Source organism: Xenococcus sp. PCC 7305, assembly GCF_000332055.1.
Lineage (GTDB): Bacteria > Cyanobacteriota > Cyanobacteriia > Cyanobacteriales > Xenococcaceae > Xenococcus.
Map to the genome: position 1 here is coordinate 1 of NZ_ALVZ01000111.1, position 19,942 is coordinate 19,942.

The 19,942-nt window shown below is 41.3% G+C and carries 17 protein-coding genes and 1 pseudogene; 5 read left to right on the plus strand and 13 right to left on the minus strand.

Translation table 11 applies throughout. From position 1 onward, the window contains the following. The 3 genes from XEN7305_RS05175 to XEN7305_RS05185 all read right to left on the minus strand — a co-directional run. Positions 1-234: helix-turn-helix domain-containing protein (locus XEN7305_RS05175; protein ID WP_006508298.1), on the minus strand; the 234-nt coding region annotated here is incomplete at its 3' end. A 72-nt stretch (positions 235-306) separates the two neighbouring features. Then, complete coding sequence (locus tag XEN7305_RS05180) at positions 307-1,377, minus strand: TrkA family potassium uptake protein (protein ID WP_006508299.1); 1,071 nt, start codon at positions 1,375-1,377, stop codon at positions 307-309. Positions 1,378-1,641: 264 nt separating this feature from the next. After that, positions 1,642-3,558 (minus strand): sodium:proton antiporter, encoded by a 1,917-nt coding sequence (locus tag XEN7305_RS05185; RefSeq protein WP_006508300.1) that lies wholly within the window; start codon positions 3,556-3,558, stop codon positions 1,642-1,644. A 274-nt stretch (positions 3,559-3,832) separates the two neighbouring features. On the opposite strand from XEN7305_RS05185, the gene rodA reads away from it, so the two are divergent. From rodA to XEN7305_RS05200, 3 genes and pseudogenes are all read left to right on the plus strand, one after another. Next, positions 3,833-5,116, plus strand: a complete 1,284-nt coding sequence (gene rodA, locus XEN7305_RS05190) for a rod shape-determining protein RodA (RefSeq protein ID WP_006508301.1) — start codon at positions 3,833-3,835, stop codon at positions 5,114-5,116. An 88-nt stretch (positions 5,117-5,204) separates the two neighbouring features. After that, positions 5,205-5,813 (plus strand): Uma2 family endonuclease, encoded by a 609-nt coding sequence (locus XEN7305_RS05195; RefSeq protein ID WP_006508302.1) that lies wholly within the window; start codon positions 5,205-5,207, stop codon positions 5,811-5,813. Positions 5,814-5,928: 115 nt separating this feature from the next. Continuing rightward, positions 5,929-6,786: pseudogene (locus tag XEN7305_RS05200) on the plus strand (flavin monoamine oxidase family protein); the annotation flags it as partial. Positions 6,787-6,804: 18 nt separating this feature from the next. Here the strand turns inward: XEN7305_RS05200 and XEN7305_RS05205 are convergent. The 4 genes from XEN7305_RS05205 to XEN7305_RS05220 form a co-directional block, all read right to left on the minus strand. Beyond that, positions 6,805-7,212, minus strand: coding sequence for a thiol-disulfide oxidoreductase DCC family protein (locus XEN7305_RS05205; protein ID WP_006508304.1), 408 nt, complete (start codon positions 7,210-7,212; stop codon positions 6,805-6,807). A gap of 400 nt (positions 7,213-7,612) precedes the next feature. Next, positions 7,613-8,857, minus strand: coding sequence for a phycobilisome rod-core linker polypeptide (locus tag XEN7305_RS26420; RefSeq protein WP_006508305.1), 1,245 nt, complete (start codon positions 8,855-8,857; stop codon positions 7,613-7,615). A 186-nt stretch (positions 8,858-9,043) separates the two neighbouring features. Further along, on the minus strand, positions 9,044-10,753 hold the full coding sequence (locus XEN7305_RS05215; protein ID WP_006508306.1) for an ABC transporter ATP-binding protein/permease: 1,710 nt from the start codon (positions 10,751-10,753) through the stop codon (positions 9,044-9,046). A gap of 11 nt (positions 10,754-10,764) precedes the next feature. Further along, entirely contained in the window at positions 10,765-11,241 is a 477-nt protein-coding gene (locus tag XEN7305_RS05220) for a low molecular weight protein-tyrosine-phosphatase (RefSeq protein ID WP_006508307.1), read from the minus strand. Between the two features lie 133 nt (positions 11,242-11,374). Here XEN7305_RS05220 and XEN7305_RS05225 point away from each other — a divergent pair, with 133 nt between their 5' ends. Further along, positions 11,375-12,775, plus strand: coding sequence for an SGNH/GDSL hydrolase family protein (locus XEN7305_RS05225; protein ID WP_006508308.1), 1,401 nt, complete (start codon positions 11,375-11,377; stop codon positions 12,773-12,775). A gap of 133 nt (positions 12,776-12,908) precedes the next feature. On the opposite strand, the gene XEN7305_RS05230 is transcribed toward XEN7305_RS05225, so the two are convergent. From XEN7305_RS05230 to XEN7305_RS05245, 4 genes are all read right to left on the minus strand, one after another. Then, a complete protein-coding gene (locus XEN7305_RS05230; RefSeq protein WP_006508309.1) occupies positions 12,909-14,699 on the minus strand; it encodes a Na+/proline symporter in 1,791 nt (596 codons plus the stop codon). A 234-nt stretch (positions 14,700-14,933) separates the two neighbouring features. After that, on the minus strand, positions 14,934-15,320 hold the full coding sequence (locus XEN7305_RS05235) for a type II toxin-antitoxin system VapC family toxin (RefSeq protein WP_006508310.1): 387 nt from the start codon (positions 15,318-15,320) through the stop codon (positions 14,934-14,936). Further along, a complete protein-coding gene (locus tag XEN7305_RS05240; protein WP_006508311.1) occupies positions 15,317-15,601 on the minus strand; it encodes a DUF2281 domain-containing protein in 285 nt (94 codons plus the stop codon). Before XEN7305_RS05240 ends, XEN7305_RS05235 begins: the two co-directional genes overlap by 4 nt. A 52-nt stretch (positions 15,602-15,653) precedes the next feature. Then, on the minus strand, positions 15,654-16,112 hold the full coding sequence (locus XEN7305_RS05245) for a GNAT family N-acetyltransferase (protein WP_006508312.1): 459 nt from the start codon (positions 16,110-16,112) through the stop codon (positions 15,654-15,656). 243 nt (positions 16,113-16,355) lie between these two features. On the opposite strand from XEN7305_RS05245, the gene hisS reads away from it, so the two are divergent. Next, entirely contained in the window at positions 16,356-17,624 is a 1,269-nt protein-coding gene (hisS, locus tag XEN7305_RS05250) for a histidine--tRNA ligase (protein WP_006508313.1), read from the plus strand. Positions 17,625-17,637: 13 nt separating this feature from the next. On the opposite strand, the gene XEN7305_RS05255 is transcribed toward hisS, so the two are convergent. Together XEN7305_RS05255 and XEN7305_RS29670 are read right to left on the minus strand one after the other, a co-directional pair. Continuing rightward, entirely contained in the window at positions 17,638-19,365 is a 1,728-nt protein-coding gene (locus XEN7305_RS05255) for an N-acetylmuramoyl-L-alanine amidase (protein ID WP_144053199.1), read from the minus strand. A 394-nt stretch (positions 19,366-19,759) separates the two neighbouring features. Continuing rightward, positions 19,760-19,942: hypothetical protein (locus XEN7305_RS29670; RefSeq protein WP_238568938.1), on the minus strand; the 183-nt coding region annotated here is incomplete at its 5' end.

The window sequence follows — 19,942 nt, forward strand, 5'->3', positions numbered from 1 at the left end:
TGGTCCAATTAATCGAGCTAACCCTCCTTCTTGATAAGTATGAAGCCATCGATGCACTGTGCTTCTACTTCTTCCTACTATTGCCGCTACTTCAATTACTTGTTGGCATTGTCCTGTTTTTAGTAAGTAGAGAGCTTGTAGTCTTTCATGGCCTTTGGCTTGGAACTGTTGGTTCATTTTCTCTTTCAGTTCTTCAGCGCTTTCTTGTATGACAACTCTTGTTACTCCAGTCATTTTTTCATTCTCATTCTCTTTCTTCTCTTCTTGATCTTATCTGTCTTAACTAAAAACTAAAATGATATAACCTCAAGGGCGAAGCATTTTCTCCCTTCCTGCTTGATAATACAGCGCATGATTTAATTCATAGTATCTAGCAAATTTTGGTAGCTCTTCTTGATGTCCTAAAACTATTAAAGTATCTTCGTAATTTAAGATGAGAGATGAATGGGGATGGGTCAATAACTGACCATTGCTACGACGCAAAGCCACAATAATAAAGGCACCTTTACCTCTAATTTCGAGTTCTCGAATAGTTTTTCCCACTAGGGGAGAATGATTGGAAACGATTAATTCATCAATTTGAACTTCAATTTGAGCCAATAAGTCATTTAAAGAATTTTGCTTATCTTTTTGCTGGAGAAAGTCGGTGCTGGTGGGACGAGTAATCAAATTGGCCATCTGTATCCCACTGACTGTTGCTGGTAAAATAACATGGTCAGCACCAGCAAGCCGCAGTTTTTTCTCCGTGCTGGGCAATTCTCCCCTCGCTAAAATCAGCAAATCAGGATTTAATTCCCGTGCTGTGAGAGCAATAAAAACATTGGTGGCATCATCAGGTAAGACTGTTGCCAAAACTGTGGCGCAGTTAATACCAACCGATCGCAGGATATCTTCATCCGTGGCGTCACCTTCCTGGACTAAATAGCCCATGGCTTCGGCGATCGCGATTCTTTCACTATTATTATCAATAATCACAAATGCTTGCCCGCCATCTGCCAACTGTTTCGCCATGACCTGAGCAATTCGTCCAAAGCCGCAAATAAGTACATGATTCACCAAACTGGAGATCGTATTCTTCTTTCGCTGAGCATCAAGAGCACGATTAATTTCCCCTTCTGCAATCATCTGGACAAACCCTCCCACAATATATAAGGCTGACGAAGTACCTGCCAGGATAACCATGATGGTAAATATTTTTTCCGATGGACTTTCCAATGGCTTAACTTCACCATAGCCCACCCCAAAAATTGTAATTACCACCATATAGATAGCATCTAATATTTCCCAACCAAAGAAAATATAACCGACAACGGCAATGATAATTGTGAGCACAAAAAACGCTGTTCCGATCAGAATCTTTTTAAACGAATTTTGCATCTTGTCGGATAATTCTAGAAATTAATGGTTACGGATACAGGCACGACTTGGCAACTTATGGTCTAGTCAGGACAGGTGTTAGGTTTTAGGTTAAAAAAAGTCATATTTTGATTTAAATCGAAAATTTTGCCAAGTCGTATACGGACAATCTAATCTCAGTATGGCAATAAACTTTGTAATTAAAGATACGGAATTAAGGAACGAGGAACAAGGAACGAGGAAGTTTTACCCATTACCTATTACCCATTACCCATTACCCAATCCCTAAGATTCATTGTCAGTCGCATTAGAAGCCAAAGAAATCTCCTCCATTTTCGGGAGTTTTTCCAATGCCAAACGAGAAGATTGATTGCTACCAGATAGTCTTTTGAGCAATTTGGGTCGAGGATCATGGAGTAAACAGGTAATTTCATCTCCTGAGCGCCATTCTTCGGTTGCTTTGACGATTTGCAATTTCTTTTCTCTTTTGACCAACAGAGGTAATAATTCCCCAGAACGAATTAAAGCTTGGATTTGAGCTTGCTGGAAAGATAAGTTTTTCTCTTTCAAGGAAGTTGTCCCCAATTTAAATTGTCCATCCTGCAAATAAGTATTCCAAGTTTTGATTGATAACTGGGAAATAAATGCTTGGCTCACTTTAAGATTAGTTTTCGTATTGTTATTTCCCGACTCAGAATCGCTCTTGGGAAACACCGCTAATACTCTAGGGGGTTGGAACTCTTCCATGGCCCGTTGCGCCAATACCAGATTAATTTCGCCATTTTTGGTTAGGGCAATAAAAGTACCCATAGATTCGATGCCAATTTCTTCTAAGGCTTCGGCGTCTAAACCACTTCGCTGCACAACGGGAATATTATCTGTTTGGGCTTTTTTAACAGCTTCTTCATCAGTATCGATTAAAACCACCGATTCTCCGGCTTCTTGAAATAGCTTGGCAATTAAGCGTCCCAAATTATTCCCACCGACGATCACGGCACCAGTTGATTCACTTAAGGTAATCCTTAAAAAACGAGCCACAAATCCCGCGGTTAAACCCTGACAAAATACAGTCATCATTATAGTGAGAAAGACCAATGCTTTAATCGCATCTCCACCAGTAATCTCATTTTCTGTCAATAAAATCGCAAATAAAGAGGCAACGGAAGCTGAAACGATTCCTTTCGGTGCGACCCAAGCCAAAAATATTTTCTGCCGCCAATTTAGACCACTACTCCAAGTACAAATTACGATACTTATCGGTCGAATAACAAACATTAAGACCAGCACTGCAATGACACTTCCCCATCCCAAGGCAACAACACTGGCAATAGAAAGATCGGCGGCCAATAAAACAAACAGCACTGATACAAATAAAACTGTTAATTGCCCCTTAAATCTTTTCAAGAGTCTTTCTTCAGGAAGCCCCGAAGCTTTGACCGTAATCCCCGCTGCGACTGTTGCCATTAACCCCGATTCACTGTAGAGAGTTTGGGATAAGACAAATAAGCCCCATAATCCAGCTAATACAACCAAATTTTTGAGTTCTTCTGAAAGACGATCTGTATTTTTGAGAAACAGCCCGAGTAACCAACCACCAATAACACCCACAAGAGAGCCAATACCTAAACGCAAGACTAAACCACTAGCTACGGTAACAGGAGCAGCATCACTATTTAAAATAGCATTCAATACCACAACAGCTAAAATCGCTCCTACTGGATCAATTAAAACTCCTTCCCCTTCTAATATGGTTGATACCTGGCGATCTACTCTAACTTGCTTGAGCAAGGGGCCAATCACTGTAGGGCCTGTGACCACGACTAAGGAGGCATACAAAAACGCGATCGCCCAGGGAAATTCCGCTAACCAATGAGCAGCCATCCCCCCACCAACCAGAGTAATAAGAGTACCCAAAGTTACTAAATTACGTAAGCTACCAGAAACTTTGCCCAGTTCTCGTAATTCTAAATTCAATCCCCCTTCAAACAGAATCACCGCAACCGCCAAGGCGACTATGACCTCTAAGCCAACTCCCAACTCATTGGGATGGAGGACATCTATGCCGTCAGAACCCAACAAAATACCCAACAAAAGCAAGAAAACAATACTTGGAACTTTTAGATATTCGCCTATTACCTGCGCGCTGATCCCAGCGACCACAGCGATGACAATTTGGAGGGTGAGTTCAAAAGATTCTTCCATAAAGTATATTTTAGGAGTAAAAGAAAACTTTGGGTAAGTAAGTCTTGTCGCTTGTCAGAAATTAATTCATTCTTTTCTTGTTAATAAATAGAGCTTGAGACTGCACAAAAAGTAAAGACCAGTCTATCATCTTGAAGGCGGAAGGCAGAAGGCGGAGGGCAGATGGATATACGTCTAAATTCTGAGGGCGTAATTCTATTCTGATTATCCTATGATTCAAAATTCTTCGATTATGATGTAGACGTCTTGGATATTTAAGCCCCAATCCCTCACCATGTCAAAGAAATCTAAATCTAAGAATTCTCCTATCCGCTACCTGGGACAATTTTTGTTTTCTTTGATCTCTCCTTGGAAACAAATCGATTGGCTATTGCTTTTGTTGCTTGTGGGTTTAACTGGATTTGGTAGTTTAACTATTTATAGTATCGAGAGAGTTGAAGAATTAAATCATGCCTATCAACATCTGACTATTGGTTGTTTAGGTTTAGGAATTGCGATCGCGATCGCGCGTGTGAATTACCGTTCTCTACTGCAATGGCATTGGGTAATTTATGTTTTAACCAACATCTCGCTGATTGCCGTGATGGTAGCAGGAGTCTCAGCGAAAGGGGCACAGCGTTGGATTTCGGTGGCAGGGTTTAATGTTCAACCCTCAGAATTTGCCAAAATCGGCGTGGTCATTACTTTGGCTGCCCTATTACATCATAAGGAGCGAGCTGATTTTGCAACTCTATTTCGTACCTTAGCAATCACAGCTATTCCTTGGGGACTAGTATTTTTACAGCCAGATTTAGGAACATCTTTGGTCTTCGGGGTGATTGTGATGACGATGCTTTATTGGGCAAAGGTAAATCCTGGCTGGCTAATTTTGATGGTTTCACCGGTAATTTCAGCTGTTCTTTATCATTTACATCTTCCAGGTTGGTTGTTCTGGACTCTGGCTATGACCGGCGTTGCTTGGTTAACTATTCCCGTCAAAATCGTAGGAGCCTTAAGTGCGATCGCGATTAATTGTGGAGCCGTCGAGTTGGGCAATCTGTTCTGGGGTTTACTAAAGGATTATCAAAAAGATCGTCTGATTTTGTTTTTAGACCCGGAAAAAGATCCTTTAGGCGGAGGATATCATCTGATCCAGTCTCGGATTGCGATCGGTTCGGGAAAATTTTGGGGAACAGGTCTCTACAAAGGGACACAAACTCAACTTAATTTTATCCCTGAACAACATACGGATTTTATTTTTTCAGCGGTCGGAGAGGAATGGGGTTTTCTCGGTAGTATTTTATTACTGGTGGTTTTTTTCCTGATTTGTTGGCGCTTAGTTTTAATTGCGAATCGGGCAACAGATAATTTTGGTTCTTTACTAGCGATCGGCGTCCTGGCCATTATTGCCTTTCAAGTGATCACGAATATTAGTATGACAATTGGCTTAGCACCAATTACAGGGATTCCGTTGCCGTTTATGAGCTATGGGCGATCGGCACTTTTAAGTAATTTTATTGGTATAGGGTTAGTGGAGTCGGTAGTCAATTATCGAGAAATTAAAAATCATATGTTTTGAATGAGGGCAGAGGGCAGAGGGCAGAAGTTTTACCTGGAAAGTGATCGAACTATATAATTCAGATTAGACATAGTATTATCCAAACAAAATGCTCATTAATGTTCAATTGCCCATAGATGTCAATCTACTGGAACATCAAGACCAAACCTTAAGCTTGGCGGGCATGACATGGGAGGATTACGAAAAGTTCAATTTTGCAGAATATCCAGGTTATAGAACTTCTTTCCTTAATGGAGTGATTACGTTAGTTTCACCGAGTAAAAATCATGAGAGAATTGCTCAAACTATTGCCATTTTAGTGTCTGCTTACTGTAGAAAATTTAAGATAGATTATTTCCCTATGGGTTCTACAAGACTCAAAAATAAGCCCTTGGCAGGTAAAGAACCTGATGTGAGTTTTGCTTTCTGTGCAGATAAAGACCTGCCCGATTTGGCAATTGAAGTGATATTTTCTAGTGGCAGTACTGACGACCTTAAAAAATATCGAGCTTTAGGGGTCAAAGAAGTTTGGTTCTGGCAAGATAATGATATGACTTTTTATCAACTACAAGACAATAAATATCTAGAAATTGCTGTTAGCAGTCTTTTAACTCATCTCAATTCTCAAGTTTTGACAACCTTTGTTAATCGAGATGTCACAGAAAGTGCTTTAAATATTGAGTCAGAATTCTTGAATAGTTTTAATATTGAGCTTTAATTTAATCGAGAAAATATCCGAATTTGACCTCAGAATATAGACAAAGAAACCATAAGCTTTGTAGCTTTTTGCAAACTTTCGGCGAGACAATTGGGTTGTTTATGCCTTTAAGGAGCGGGTAGAAGAACTTGGAGGCCAAATTAAGTTGGGAGCAGTTGTCAAAAAAATTGCCTATAACAATAGCAAATATCTAATTACTTACCTACAGAATGGTGAGACCTGCCAAACCGAAGCTGACTATTGTTTTAGCAATATGCCTATTCCCTTGATGAAGGATGTATTAGAAGATGGTCATTTTGAGCCGAGTTTTCGCGAAGCCTTACATGCTGTTTATCAAGCTCAAGATCGCGATCGCATAACTCCTGAAGGAAAATACCAAGCTGGGTTCCTTGCCGATACAACCAAAGTAGGCTGGCAAGCACCTCGCAACCTATGGCAAGAAGCCCCAGGCAGTGGAGCCGTGCCAATCTTTGGCGGCATTTCCTGGAGCAGTGACGAAATTGTGCAAGTCTGGTACCCATCGGACAATTATCATGCTGAGTTGGGAGTCTTAACTGGAGCCTATAATTTCCAACAGATCGCATATGAATGGGGTCAAGAATCTCCTTCCGGTCGTCTTGAAAATGCTCGTCAGGGAGCGAGAAACTTAGGTGGTAATGATTTTGCCCATGGTTTGGCTCATGGTTTGGCGATCGCCTGGCAAAATGTACCCTATCTCCAAGGTGGCTGGGCAAACTGGAGTGCGGTGGCGGAGAAAGAACCAGGAGCAAAAAACGCGACCTATTTCAACGCTTTACTACAAGGAGATAAAGATTTTTATATTATTGGAGACCAACTCTCGGCTCTACCGGGCTGGCAAGAGGGAGCAGTTGCTTCGGCGATTAATGCGGTAAACAAAGTAACCGATCCTCAATATCTAGTGCCAGAACTCGATTTCTTACCGGATACTCGCTTGATGGTGGAATGTTTGTAGAAGGGGGAACCAGAAAACTTATGGCAAAAAACGAGATTTTTCTTGCTCATTAGGCATGCGACAAGTGGCGCGTTGGCCAAATAGTCGATATCGATTGCGAGCAATTATTCTATAAATAAAATCTCTAATAGGACGGGGAATTATTTTAAATAAACTCAAAATTGACCAAAGACCACCAAGCCGTAGACAAATATTGAGAAAAGCATCTGATTGCTCAGAAATTTTTCCCTGGTCAATATAAAAAATCGACCATTTCTCGCGATCGCTAGGTAAGGCCGGTAAAACCTTAGCTGCTGTTTGACCCTGGAGTGGTGCAACCATAATTGTGCCTATTGTATCTATCCTCAGCAGAATATCGACAAACCGATTACACATAATACATTCCCCATCAAAAAAAACAATGGGTTTATCTAAGAAACTAGTCATAATCAAAGTTTGGAGCAAGAAACAAACATACACGACTTGGCAAAATTAAGTTAATTGCGAGCAAAAGGTTTTAGGTGTTGGGTGTTAGGTGTTAGACAGCTTCCGAAAAACGATGAATCCAGCAATGATAGACATAAAAATTCTTTATATCTAAAATATTCTCCGATCTAAATCAAAATATGACTTTTTTTACCTAAAACCTACTACCTAAAACCTAACACCAGTCCTGACTAGACCATAAAATTGCCAAGTCGTGAACATAATATTCTAGTCTAAGAAAAAGGCCAGGGATCTCAATTATCTTCCTGGCTTTTGTAGGCATTTATTGTAAGAGCTAGAGAGAAATTTTTCCTCTTTTTTTGTCTCTGTATGATTCCAAAACCCTATCTTTTAACTTTCATCATCTAACTTTCATCGTCCGAGTCATAGCGATAAATTTATTTATACTGGCTCCTGGACGACGATTAGGAGCAGGTTTGGAAATCAGATAATCCGTAGCAAAAGTCATTTCAGGAGTAGCCTCTTGTGGTTGTGCTTCACTCTCTGCAACCACCTCTTCGGCAACTTCTTCTGGTGCAGATTGCGCGACTTTTTCAGGTACTACCGCAGGAATTCCCCAGTAAGGAATACCCACAGCGTTAGCAATTAATTCTTCCACATCGGGAATTGTCTTAGGTGGAGTTGGCGGTGCCATCATTATAGATTCGGGGAAGGAGTCGGGAATCTCTCGGGGGACAGCGATCGCACTGGGAGCATTCTGAATTAGACTATTTTGCAGCTTGGGAACAGCACCTGTAAAAGTCGACTTACTACTGCTACAAGCACCTTGCAAGATTTGGAATGAGTGAGTAAAACTAACTAAATTAGTCCCGACTTGACTATCGTATCCACGATAGTAGGGAACTGTATATTCGCCAAAATTCTGAAAATATTCTTCACTGTCAATATAAGAATCGATTTCTGCGGCGAAACCACCCTCAGCCAATATCTGGATATGCTGGGAGATTTCTGCTTGGTTTTCAGGGGCACGACCGAGTAAATGTTTAAAATTTAGCTCAACTGCGGCTGCATTAGGATATTTATCAAAAAACAATGCTCGATAGCGATCAGATTGTGCCAATCTGCGAACAAATTCACTCACCGTAATTTGATTATCTTTTAATTGGGATTCAATAATGGGCAATCTTTCACTTTCCATCAAATGAGCATTACCAAAAACTTGTTTGTATGCTGCGGCAATAACTAGTTCGAGATTTTCTTTTGATGGTTTACGAGTCAGTTCTACTGATTGACTATCAGCAACAGAATTGCGGTACTTATCGTTGACAACCGCAGGTGCCATGGTAGTAGAGCTTTTTTCAGCGACTGCTGGCTTGGTTTCAGCAACCGATTTTGACTCCTTAGAGGCTGTGGGCTCTACCTTAGTTTCTGGCTCGTTGACTGCCGCCGCAGGAACTTGTTTCTTGGGCTCAGCTGCTTTTGCTTTTGGCTCAGTTGACTTAGCTGCCTTTGCTTTCTGTGCTGGCGCTTTCTGTGCTGGTGCTTTGGTCGCTACGGCGGTGTTGCCGTTATTAGAATCATTTTCGTCGAGTTCTAAGTAGAACCCTCCCGATTTTCTATCTAAACCAAGTAATTTTTTAAGCATTCTACTAAATTAGCTCCAAAGAATAAGAGATGATAATATGAGGAATTTTGTAACGAAATATTATCATTTTTTCATGAAGCCAGGTTATCAAGACTGTAAGATGAGAAAATTAACAAAAGTTAACATAGAAAATAGTTTCGATTTCAGCTCTTGTGTCTCATCGGTTAATTAATTAACACTTAAAATTTAAACTGGATCTTGGGTATCCTCAATTTCCCAAGAATCATGGTCTATTAGTTTCAACAACTTTTGGTGATATTGAATTAAGGTCGGACGATGACCTACGCTAATGAAAGTGGTTTCTAACTGTTGCAAATGACGATATAGATTCTCTTCATTTTCTACATCTAGAGCACTAGTCGCCTCATCAAGAATAATGTACTCAGGTTTGTTGATCAGAATACGAGCAAAAGCTAGGCGTTGCTGTTCGCCCAAAGATAGGACGTCAGACCAATCTCTCTCAGCATCCAAACCACCAAAACGCTCAGCTAAATCTGATAGATTAACTTCTTCTAATATTTGATATATTGCTTGATCAGACATATTTGCTTCGGTAAGGGGATAGATTATTTGACTGCGAAGATTACCGAGGATTGTATAAGGCTTTTGCGGCAAGAAGAGTATTTTATCTAAACTGGGGCGAGTAATAGAACCTGTTCCAGAATTCCATAATCCTGCGATCGCCCTTAGCAGAGAACTTTTGCCGCCTCCACTAGCTCCCATAATCAGCAAACTTTCTCCAGTTTGTAAGTTGAAAGATAGTTCTTTAATTAGGGTTTGACTATAGTTAGGGGTTTGCAGTGTCAGATCTTCGACTGCTAGAGCATCCTGGTGTTTTCTATTTATAATGGGGCGCGCTTCATCTCTGGTATAGGCTAATTGTTCATTGGCATCCAAATATTTAGAAAAGGAATCTAGACGATCAACACCAGCGACAAAAGCTGTTAAAGAATCGAAACGGCTAATAATTAGGTTTAAAGAGAAGAAAACCCGAGCAAAAGCAATTTCTGCTTCTCTGACTTTTCCGACTTCAAAATCTCCTGACAAGACGGAGGGGGCGACGATGAGTACAGGAATGAGATCGGGTAAAAACTGATAAGCATTACTAAAAGTCCCGAGATATAATTCTTGCCAGATAATCAAAAGATTGAAGTTTTTAAATACTGTTGTAAAGATTTGTTTTAAGTTTCTAGATTCTTGGGCTTCTCCTTGGTAAAAAGCGATCGACTCGGAGTTTTCCCTCACCCTAACTAAACCAAAACGAAAGTTTGCTTCCTTGCGGAGTTGGTCAAATCTGATTTTTACTAATTTCTTCCCAAAGAAGCCGATCGCGATCGCCGTACCGAGTATCGAATAGGTGACTAAAGCAAATACCAGATTAGGAGAGATTCGCCAGAGTTCGCGGCTAAAGAAGATGACCTGTAAAACTGAATTAACAATGACCAGAAGAAAGAGCAAAGAGTCTTGGGTAAAGCCTTTAATATCTTCTGCAATACGCTGATCAGGGTTATCAATATCAGTATTAAAATTCCCCAGAGCATAAAAACCTCGACCCTTAAAATAGCGGTCTACAAAATGGTGAGTGAGCCATCTACGCCAATAAATACCCAATTTATTTTGCACATAGCTAAAACCGGCAAACAAAGGCACATAGACAACTAGAACAACTAAAAATATTTGAACCGTACGCCAAAATCGATCTGCATCTTTGCTGGATAAAGAGGAGATGATCTCACCTTGTTGCTGGCTTAGGATGACACTGAGCTGAGAGTAAGCGACTAATAAAATAAATAATAAGGCTAAGAGCGATAAAGCACCTTTTTTTTCGTTGCCAAACCAATAAAGTTTCGCGATCGCCCAAAATTCTTTAAATACTTTTAGATTAAATCTTTTCATCGTTGGGCGTGTTATAACTTCTCTTTGGCTACATAATCTAGTAGCCCTGAACAACAATCAAATAATAGATCAATGACATAATTAAAACCATCTTGACCACCATAATAAGGGTCTGGAACCTCCTTATCATCATGGTTGGCCGCAAAACTGCAAATCATTTGTACCTTATCTTGATACTTCCCCTCGCGATCTAGATAGAGAATGTCTTGATAGTTAGAGCGATCCATAGCTAAGATGAGGTCGAATTTCTCAAAATCCAAAGTGCGAAATTTTCTAGCTTTGCCCACAAGCTCAATACCCTGTTTTTGAGCTGCCGCGTTCATGCGACGGTCTGGAGCCGAACCGATATGGTAAGCCGAAGTCCCAGCAGAATCACAAAAAACCTGTACATCTAAAGCTCTTTCTTTAATAAGATGATTCATGATATTTTCGGCGGAGGGAGAACGGCAAATATTCCCCAGGCAAACGAATAGTAATTTGTAACTCATAAAACAATTAAGAATTCTTAAGATTTGCTGTCGATTGAACTTTGGCTAGCCAGAGTAAATGTATCACAGAGTTGACGATGGCAATGATAGCAGTTATCTAAATAGTAGAAATCAATAAAATTATAAAAAAATTATGTTTAGAACAAAACCTCGGAGAGATTATATTTTTGGCAAGCGAAAACCCAAGCCACGACGCAATTTTACTTGGCTATGGTTATTGATATCTGCTATTTTGTCATTGTTAGTTTTGGAGTTGTTGACCCGTATTTATATCGATCTTTCAGGCAAACGAGAAGAATTTGCCCAGGCGATTAGTGAACCAGATATCGCCGAGTCCTATCAGTTGAAATTTCTCGATCAAAAGGGCAACCCTTTAGAGGGGATCTCCAATACAGGAAATTTGATTGCGCAACAACGTCTTTCTGTGGGATATCAACTAGTAAAAAATCAGGAAAATCCCTATTGGCAAATCAATGAGCATGGTTTTCGCGATCGCGATGAGCTACCAATCACGAAGCCTCAGGATGAAATTAGGATTTTTATTTTGGGTGGTTCGACAGCTTTTGGTTATGGGTCTTCGAGTAATGAAACTGCGATCGCAGACCAATTAGAAAACCGTTTGCAAAAACGTCTAGAACAGCAAAAAAAATTACCTCAACTCTATAAGCCCGATGTTCTACCAGAAGATGAGGAACTTAGGGCAGAAGCACGAAGAAAAACACCAAAACTCAAACAGGCTAATTACCGTGTGATCAATGCCGCAGTTCCTGGTTACGCCTCAGGCAATCAATTAGCCCAGTTGGCCCTACAGGTCTTACCCTATAAGCCTGATTTTATAATCGTCTTAGATGGTTATGAAGATTTGATTTTACCCAGTGAAGAAACGGCGGCACAAGTGCCTCAATTCGATGAAAAATTCGACAGTAAAACCGATTATGTCAAGGCTTCTACTAGCAAATTACTTAAGCCGTTAGAAGACAAAAGTTATTTAGCCAAGGTATTACAAGATACTGTTTTACAAGTGGAGCTTCCCGAAAGTAAAACGGATTTGTTACTCAATATCAATGGACAGGAACTAGCCTCATATATTCCGGAAAGTCCTGAAGAATTGCAACGCCGGGTGGATCGTTATTTTCAAAATCATAAACAAATGGTGACCCTGGCCACGGGGAGCAATGCCTCTGTGATTTTTGCAACTCAACCCGAGATTACAGGGCGCAAACCCAGCAAGCTTACACCTACCGAAGGAGAAATTACGACCCAGCTAGGCAGAACCTATATCAGAAAAACCAAGGATACTTATCCTCGGTTTGTAGGAGTTAATAATTATTTGGTAAAAATCTTCCCCAAAAATGTCAAGGCTCTCAATCTGTATAATCTTAGTGATAAATATCCTTCGCCTAGTTTTATCGATGCGATTCATTTAACAGAGCCCGCTAATGAGATGGTGGCCGAGCAACTTTATTATGCGATTAGTTCTTTCTCGAAGATGCAGGTTAAGCCCCGCGAACCTCAGCAAGAGCAGGAGTCTTGAATACGTGAGTTCGATGAGTACAAAATTTACTAGTTCTGAATAGGGACTTAGGGATTTAGGGATTTGGGGATTTGGGGAAAAGCCTATTACTTCGTGGTTCAACTTGGGAGAACCATTAATTTTGCCTAGGTACTTATTTGGGTGCAGCTTGCTCGGTGGGAAGTCTTTTGTACCACTGGAAATAGAGTAAAGTACTAAAGATAATAAAAGTCGCAATCGCCCCCAGCGCCGTTAACCATTGGTGTAGGAGTCCCGACATGACCATCACGACTCCAGAAAGCTGCCAGATAAGGGCCAAAAAGACATTTCTGAGATCGTGGGAATTCTGAATCTGAGACTTATTCACGATCGCTGGGTCCAACTCTGAGGTCACTCTTCGCCAAAAACCAAAAGGTCTAATTCGCAGCCAAAAGTTCTTCAGCGTTTTCAGCTCAGTTGGCGGAGTTAGATAGGCCATTCCAACTCCGGCCAGCATCGAGATTCCCAGGGTCAGAGGAAAAGAGACATAAAATGCCAATTCAGGATGCAAAATCTTCAGCAACAAAGAAGTCACCAAACCCACGGCTGTCGCGATCGCAAAACCGTAGCCATTGAAGCGCCACCAATACCAGCGTAATACCGTGGGAGCAGCCAAACCAGCCGAGAGAGAACCAGTAATCCAACTCCAAATCTCATTGATATTTTGCACTGTCTGACTTAGGATAATGGCGATCGCTGCTAAAGCAATAGTTGCACCATAACTTTGACGAATCAGCCTCTTCTCGCTAGCTTGCGGCTTGAGATAAAGTTGATAGATATCGCGAATCCAGTAAGAAACTCCCGCATTAATAGTCGAGTCAAAGGTTGACATCGCAGCCGCAATTAATCCAGCGATCAATAAACCCCGCAGCCCTGACGGAATCGCTTGACTCAAGACGACAGGAAGAGTTTGTTCAGGATCTTGGCTCAAGATACTCGCGATCGCCGGATTACCAGAAGCTAGCTTTAAGCCCAAAATTACGGTCCCCACCACTAACATCCAGCGAAATAGCAGCAGCAGAATCCATTCTGCGGTCAAAAGTCCGACTTCCCGCTCATTTTTCGTCGCGTAAAATCGTTGGGGAGTATAACCTCCCGTGAAACCGCCCATGCCCTCAAACATTGAGCGAGAAAACCAGAACAGAATACATAGCCCAAAGGACTGATAAACCGTGGGATTGGCTAGCCAATTCATCGGAGCTGCTTCCCAGTTTGGGATTAAACTATGCCAGCCGGGATAAGTTGCCGAGGCAATCACAGCGGCGTGATCGGGGAGAGTAAAGGCTTGATAGCCGACGTAGAGCGCTACCAGCAAAATCAAAACTTCCTGTATGACATCGGTGTAGATGACCCCATAAAATCCTGACATAGTGGTATAAGTTAGAGCCACAATCATCATCAGCAGCGCACAAACCGTGGGACTAAAGGGTAAATACACCGCTAGAAACTTACCACCCCCTTCAACAAAATATACGAGTAGCGCGATCGTCACGATAAGATTAGCAACCGCACTCAAAAGACGCGCCAGCTTTCCCGCTAATCCTGACCCAAACCGCAGTTCCATCCATTCTGCTGTGGTCATCACATTAGAGCGCTGTAACCATTTGCCCATATAAATCATGATGATCGCCATATACAGAGCCATACCACCACGTAAAGCTACCCAGAACCCTTGCAGACCGATGGCAAACAGAAAGGAGATCATTACCATAGTCCCGGTCATATCAAAATTCGAAGCTGTTCCCGACATGCCGATCGCCCACCAAGGAATTTTTCTCCCCCCCAAAAAGTAATCAGAGATGCTTCGAGATGCTTTTTTCGAGAGATAAAACCCTAAACCAAGGGTTCCCAGGAAATAGAGGAGCAAAATAATCGTATCAAGGGTAGAAAGGGAAATGGTATTCATAGCATAGATTTATAGCAGGCACTGTCAAGAACAAACTGTTCAGCTGGTACTGTCAGGTTACCTAAAATCAAGCATCTTATTGAGAAAAATCTTAGAATCTTGATGACCAAAAACCCTATTATTTCGTAAGTGAAATTGAGTCTATTCCCAATAAAAATCAGTTTAGAAACTTAACCTGACAGTGCCGATCTATGAAGCATAGCTTATCAGAATCATTTTGAAAGGCAACAATATTCACCATTTGCGCTCAATAGAATATAGATCTAACTTTCTATCAGCGCTAATAATCGGAATCTGCTCTGATAAAGCCTGAGCTGCCAAAAGACGATCAAACGGATCTCGATGATGAAACGATAACGTTGCCACCTTCGCAGCATGAGCAATGCGAATCGGTAAAATCTCAAAATTATTAATCGAGATTTGATGCTCTATCCAAGATTGAAACGAGCTAGGAATTTCATATTTACCAAGACTAACTTTAATTGCAATTTCCCAATATGATGCTGGGGATATCAGCAAATCGTTTTTAGGATCACTAATTAACCCCAAAGCCTCCCGACTAAGTCGAGTATCATTAAGCACAAACCAGAGAAAGGCATGAGTGTCCAAAAGAAACCTCATGGCATATAGTCCCTAAAATCCTCTAAATGTTCATCATCATCAGCTAATATTTTTATTGTTCCGATCGCACTTCCAGGCTGGCGCATTCGGTGTGAAATCCCCTGCTCTTCTTTTAAGTGGTTAACAACTTTTGGTAAAGTATCATTGTTGGTTAGAGGTGTTTCTGCTCTAACAGGCTGTTGCTTGTACTCTAGAAAATCCACAAATTGGCAAACTGAATAGAGTTGTTCAGTGGATAGTTGATTGAGTTTTTGCGCTAACTCTTCTCGGATATTCGTCATAATATGACTCTTTGCAACCTAAAACCTAACACCTAAAACCTAACACCAGTCTTCACCGTTGAGCTTGTTGTTCCAATAAAGAATTAAGATTTACTGGTCGGGCATTCTCCAAAACCATTGTGGTGCTGCTGTTTTGCTTAAAGCCAATCTTTTTGTAAAAGTTCTTTTGATTCGTTGTTGTCAGATAAACTCTTTCCACTTTATTCACCTTGGGATGAGCCAATACTGTCTCAACTAGTTTGCCCCCCAAACCCCGTCCACGATAATCAGGGTGAACAACCACATCCCAAATGCCTGCACGATAAACCACATCAGAAGTTGCTCTGGCAAAGCCAATAAGGAGATCGCGATCCCAAACTGTAATGACAGGATCACTATGTTCCACCGCAATTTTAATATCTTCGATCGTGCGATCTTGCGCCCAGAATGCTCCTAGAACAAACAAATTCTGAACTTGTTGAAGGTCTATCTGAGATTTATCAGAGCAAAATTGAATCTGGCTAGAATCCATATTGTTATTTCCTGGATGATAAGAAATTAGCGAGAGTTTCGCTTTATCCGCTCAGCGGAGCGGGGCTCGAATGGCTCGCTAGGACATTGTGAATTATGTATAAATGCTTACACTATAATAATTACAGTATCTGGGGCAATTTTGCTACCTCTTTTGTTGCTATTTCATGACTTTGGGCAAAAATTTTGCTAAAAATATTGCAACTATTGTTTACTGGTAACTGGTAACTGTATTGGGAAAAGCATGATCCAAGCATTAAGGGGAACAAAGGATATCTTGCCAGAAGACGTAGGGTATTGGCAGCAGCTCGAACAAACTGCCAGAGAAATTCTCACAAAAGCAGTTTATAGTGAGATTCGAGTCCCGATTTTTGAGCAAACTTCCCTGTTTGAACGAGGCATTGGGGAAGCGACGGATATTGTGGGCAAGGAAATGTATACCTTTAAGGATCGTGGCGATCGCTTTATTACGCTGCGGCCTGAAGGAACAGCAGGAGTGGTTCGTTCCTATATTAGTAATAAACTTCATGCTCAAGGTGTCCAGCGCCTTTGGTACACGGGGCCTATGTTTCGTTATGAACGTCCCCAGGCTGGTCGGCAAAGACAGTTTCACCAAATAGGTTTAGAGGTATTGGGCACGGGCTCTCCCCGAGCAGACGTTGAGGCGATCGCGATCGCAACGGATATTCTCAAAGCTATTGGCTTAAATGATCTGCAATTGGATATTAACTCTGTTGGCAGAGGCGAAGATCGCCAAAAATATCGCGAGGCATTAGTTACTTACCTCGAACCTTACAAAGCAGATTTGGATGAAGATTCACGCGATCGCTTAACCCGCAATCCCCTGAGAATTTTAGATAGCAAGGATCAAAAAACCCAAGAAATTGCCCAAGATGCTCCAAAACTAATTGAGTATCTCAGCGATAGCTCCAAAAAACATTTTGATACCGTTTTACAATTACTTACTGATTTAGAAATCAAATATCAGATCAATCACTGTTTAGTCAGGGGTTTAGACTATTACACTCACACAGCTTTTGAGATCCAATCTGCTGATCTGGGGGCTCAAGCAACGGTTTGTGGTGGTGGTCGTTATGATGGTTTGGTCGGAGAATTGGGTGGCCCCGAAACTCAAGCTTTTGGGTGGGCAATGGGGATGGAAAGATTGGTCTTGCTCTTACAAAAACTTCAAGAATCACCCACAGCTAAGCCAGATTTTTATCTAGTTTCTCGGGGTGAAATGGCCGAGGCTCAAGGATTGGTTTTGGCTCAACAATTACGGAATGCTGGTTTTACAGTGGAGTTAGATCTTAGTGGTAGTGCTTTTGGTAAACAGTTCAAGCGTGGCGATCGCTCTGGAGCTGTGGCTTGTTTGGTATTAGGGGATGCCGAAGCAGAAAAGCAAACTGTAAATTTGAAATGGTTGGCTTCGGGAGAACAACAGGCGATCGCACAGAGTGAATTATTGGGAATGAGTGAGGAATTGCGAGCAAAAGGACTCGGGGCAAAATAGCATATCTAAATTATTATTTACGGCCTAAATACTCAACTATTCCTTCTGCGATCGCGTTACTCAATCTTTTCTGTTCCTGGGGATTGGTGATCCATTCAAATTCCCAAGGATTAATTGCAAAACCTAATTCCAACAGAATGGAAGGGGCAGAATGGGGACGAGTTAGAGCCAGATTATTCCAAAATACGCCATAGGAAGGACGGTTTAATTTTGTAACTAAATAATTATGCAAAAATACGGCAAAATCATGGGCTTGGGGATGATACCAAAAAGTACTGATTCCTTGGGTATTTTCGGCGTCACCGGCATCGGGTAGAGCATTGTAGTGAATTGAGATTGCCAAATCTGGTTTGATATTATCAATCGCCGTCATGCGCTCTTTTAAGGATAAATCGCGATCGCTGTTGCGTGTCAAATAAACAGTAGCACCTAATTTTTGTAAATCTTTTTCTAGTAATCGAGAAATCACTAGATTCATTTCCTTTTCGGGATAACCATTAGGTCCTCTAGCACCTAACTCCGAGCCACCATGTCCGGGATCAAGTAAGATTTTGATACCTTGCAATGGCAAGCTACTATTACTTGATGGCTGGGGAGGATGACGCAGGGAGAAGATTAAACTAGTTCCTTCATAACGTAAATCGTAACCCGATTGTTGAGCTGTTTTGAGGTGAAAAGTATAGGCAATTGTTGTGGGATCTACTTGTTGCCAATCAAGACGTTGAATTAAAGGATCATCATCAAGGCGAATGGTATCTGTTTGAGCAGTTGTATTATAAAGAGTTAAAGTTATTTTCTGATCTTCCTGGTGAACCTTTACGGGAACAGGTATTTGCAAAGGAAAAATAATTTCAGTGGCATTGGGTAATTTGCGAGATGTGATACTACGAATTAGCGATCGCGGCGGGACTTTACTAGCAATGGGCTGAGTTTCGGAGGCTTTGATCCAAGCGCCATAATCTAAACGTAACCATTCTCCTTCTTTGCCTGTGACACTAGCCCGAGTTCCCTTGGGTAAAGGAGTGAGACGGGAATAATTAGTTGAAGGGCCTGTTCTGGCAACTCCACGATCTGCGATCACTTCGATGACTTGAAGATTATCGGGAGTCAGAATTGCGATCGCACCTGTCCCGGGTTGAGTTTTTTGTTTACCGTCTAAACTAATTTCGAATTGCGGAATTCCCAAATTGCCAATAGTTGCAAAACTACTACAGCCTTGATAACTACTAATCTCAGTAGTAGTGGGTTGATTCTCAGCAATCAGCACCGCAGAATTAGGGGGTAATTGGACTAATTCTGGTTGAGCCGATAATGTGAGGGATTTATTCGGCAGACGAACCGATACTTGAGCATTAGGTGATGCGATCGCACTAAAACAAATCAACTCTCCTGGCAATCTAGCAATATCAACAGCGGGAGTTAGGGAGCCTTCGGCAAAGGCAACCCCAGTGGTCATAATTGGTTGCGAACTAATTCTTGAGACGGTTACTTTTTGTTCTTGACTTCCAGCCTGCAAGGTAAAGGTATTCTCTCCCAGTCGCAAAGGAAAACTCGGAGCAAAATGTCCTTGGGGACTTCTTTTTATTTTTTGACCATTAATTAGGAGTTCTTGAGTAGGTGGGGAAGTACCAATTATAAAAATCTGCTCGGCAGTAGTTTCATGGCCTGCGGGTGGGTAAACAATGGATAAAGACTCTTGAGCCTGAACCGCATTCGTTAACACCAAAGTGCTGGAAATCATGATTGTGCTACTCAGTAAGGGGATAATTGCCCTCGAAGCAGTAATGATGTTCTGGTGCAAGTGTTTAAGTTCTCCCATATTGAACATTCGCGTCCAAATTATAGTCTGAAGTTCACTTCATCACCTTGATTTTCAGAGAAATTTCCTGGAGATCTCCTGTCAACCAACCAGAGCAAGGGTTGCAAACTTGTTTCCCAAATCCTTTTAATGACGTAAATCTTGATATTGACTATATTGACGTAGAACACTTAACAATTGATTATAAACAGGGGTAAAAATTGACATGAACTATGAGCTAACAAAATATCCATTTTTAGCTTTTTATGAATGCTCTGTCTTTTCCTCTCCATCTTGCTAGATCTAGCTTTTCAATACTGCTATCAGGCAGTCAGGTTTATTCCAGCTTGCGGCTGCTCTTGGCAATTAATTTAAATCGAAGGCAGAAGAATGAAGGCAGAAGGCAGAAGGTAATTGGCATAGTGGGAGAATTAGACTCACCACTATGCCCTGTTCCACTTAAAGAAGTGGAGGAATTCAACCTAAAGGGATAAGTTAGAAGTAGTTTTATCCTTCTGCC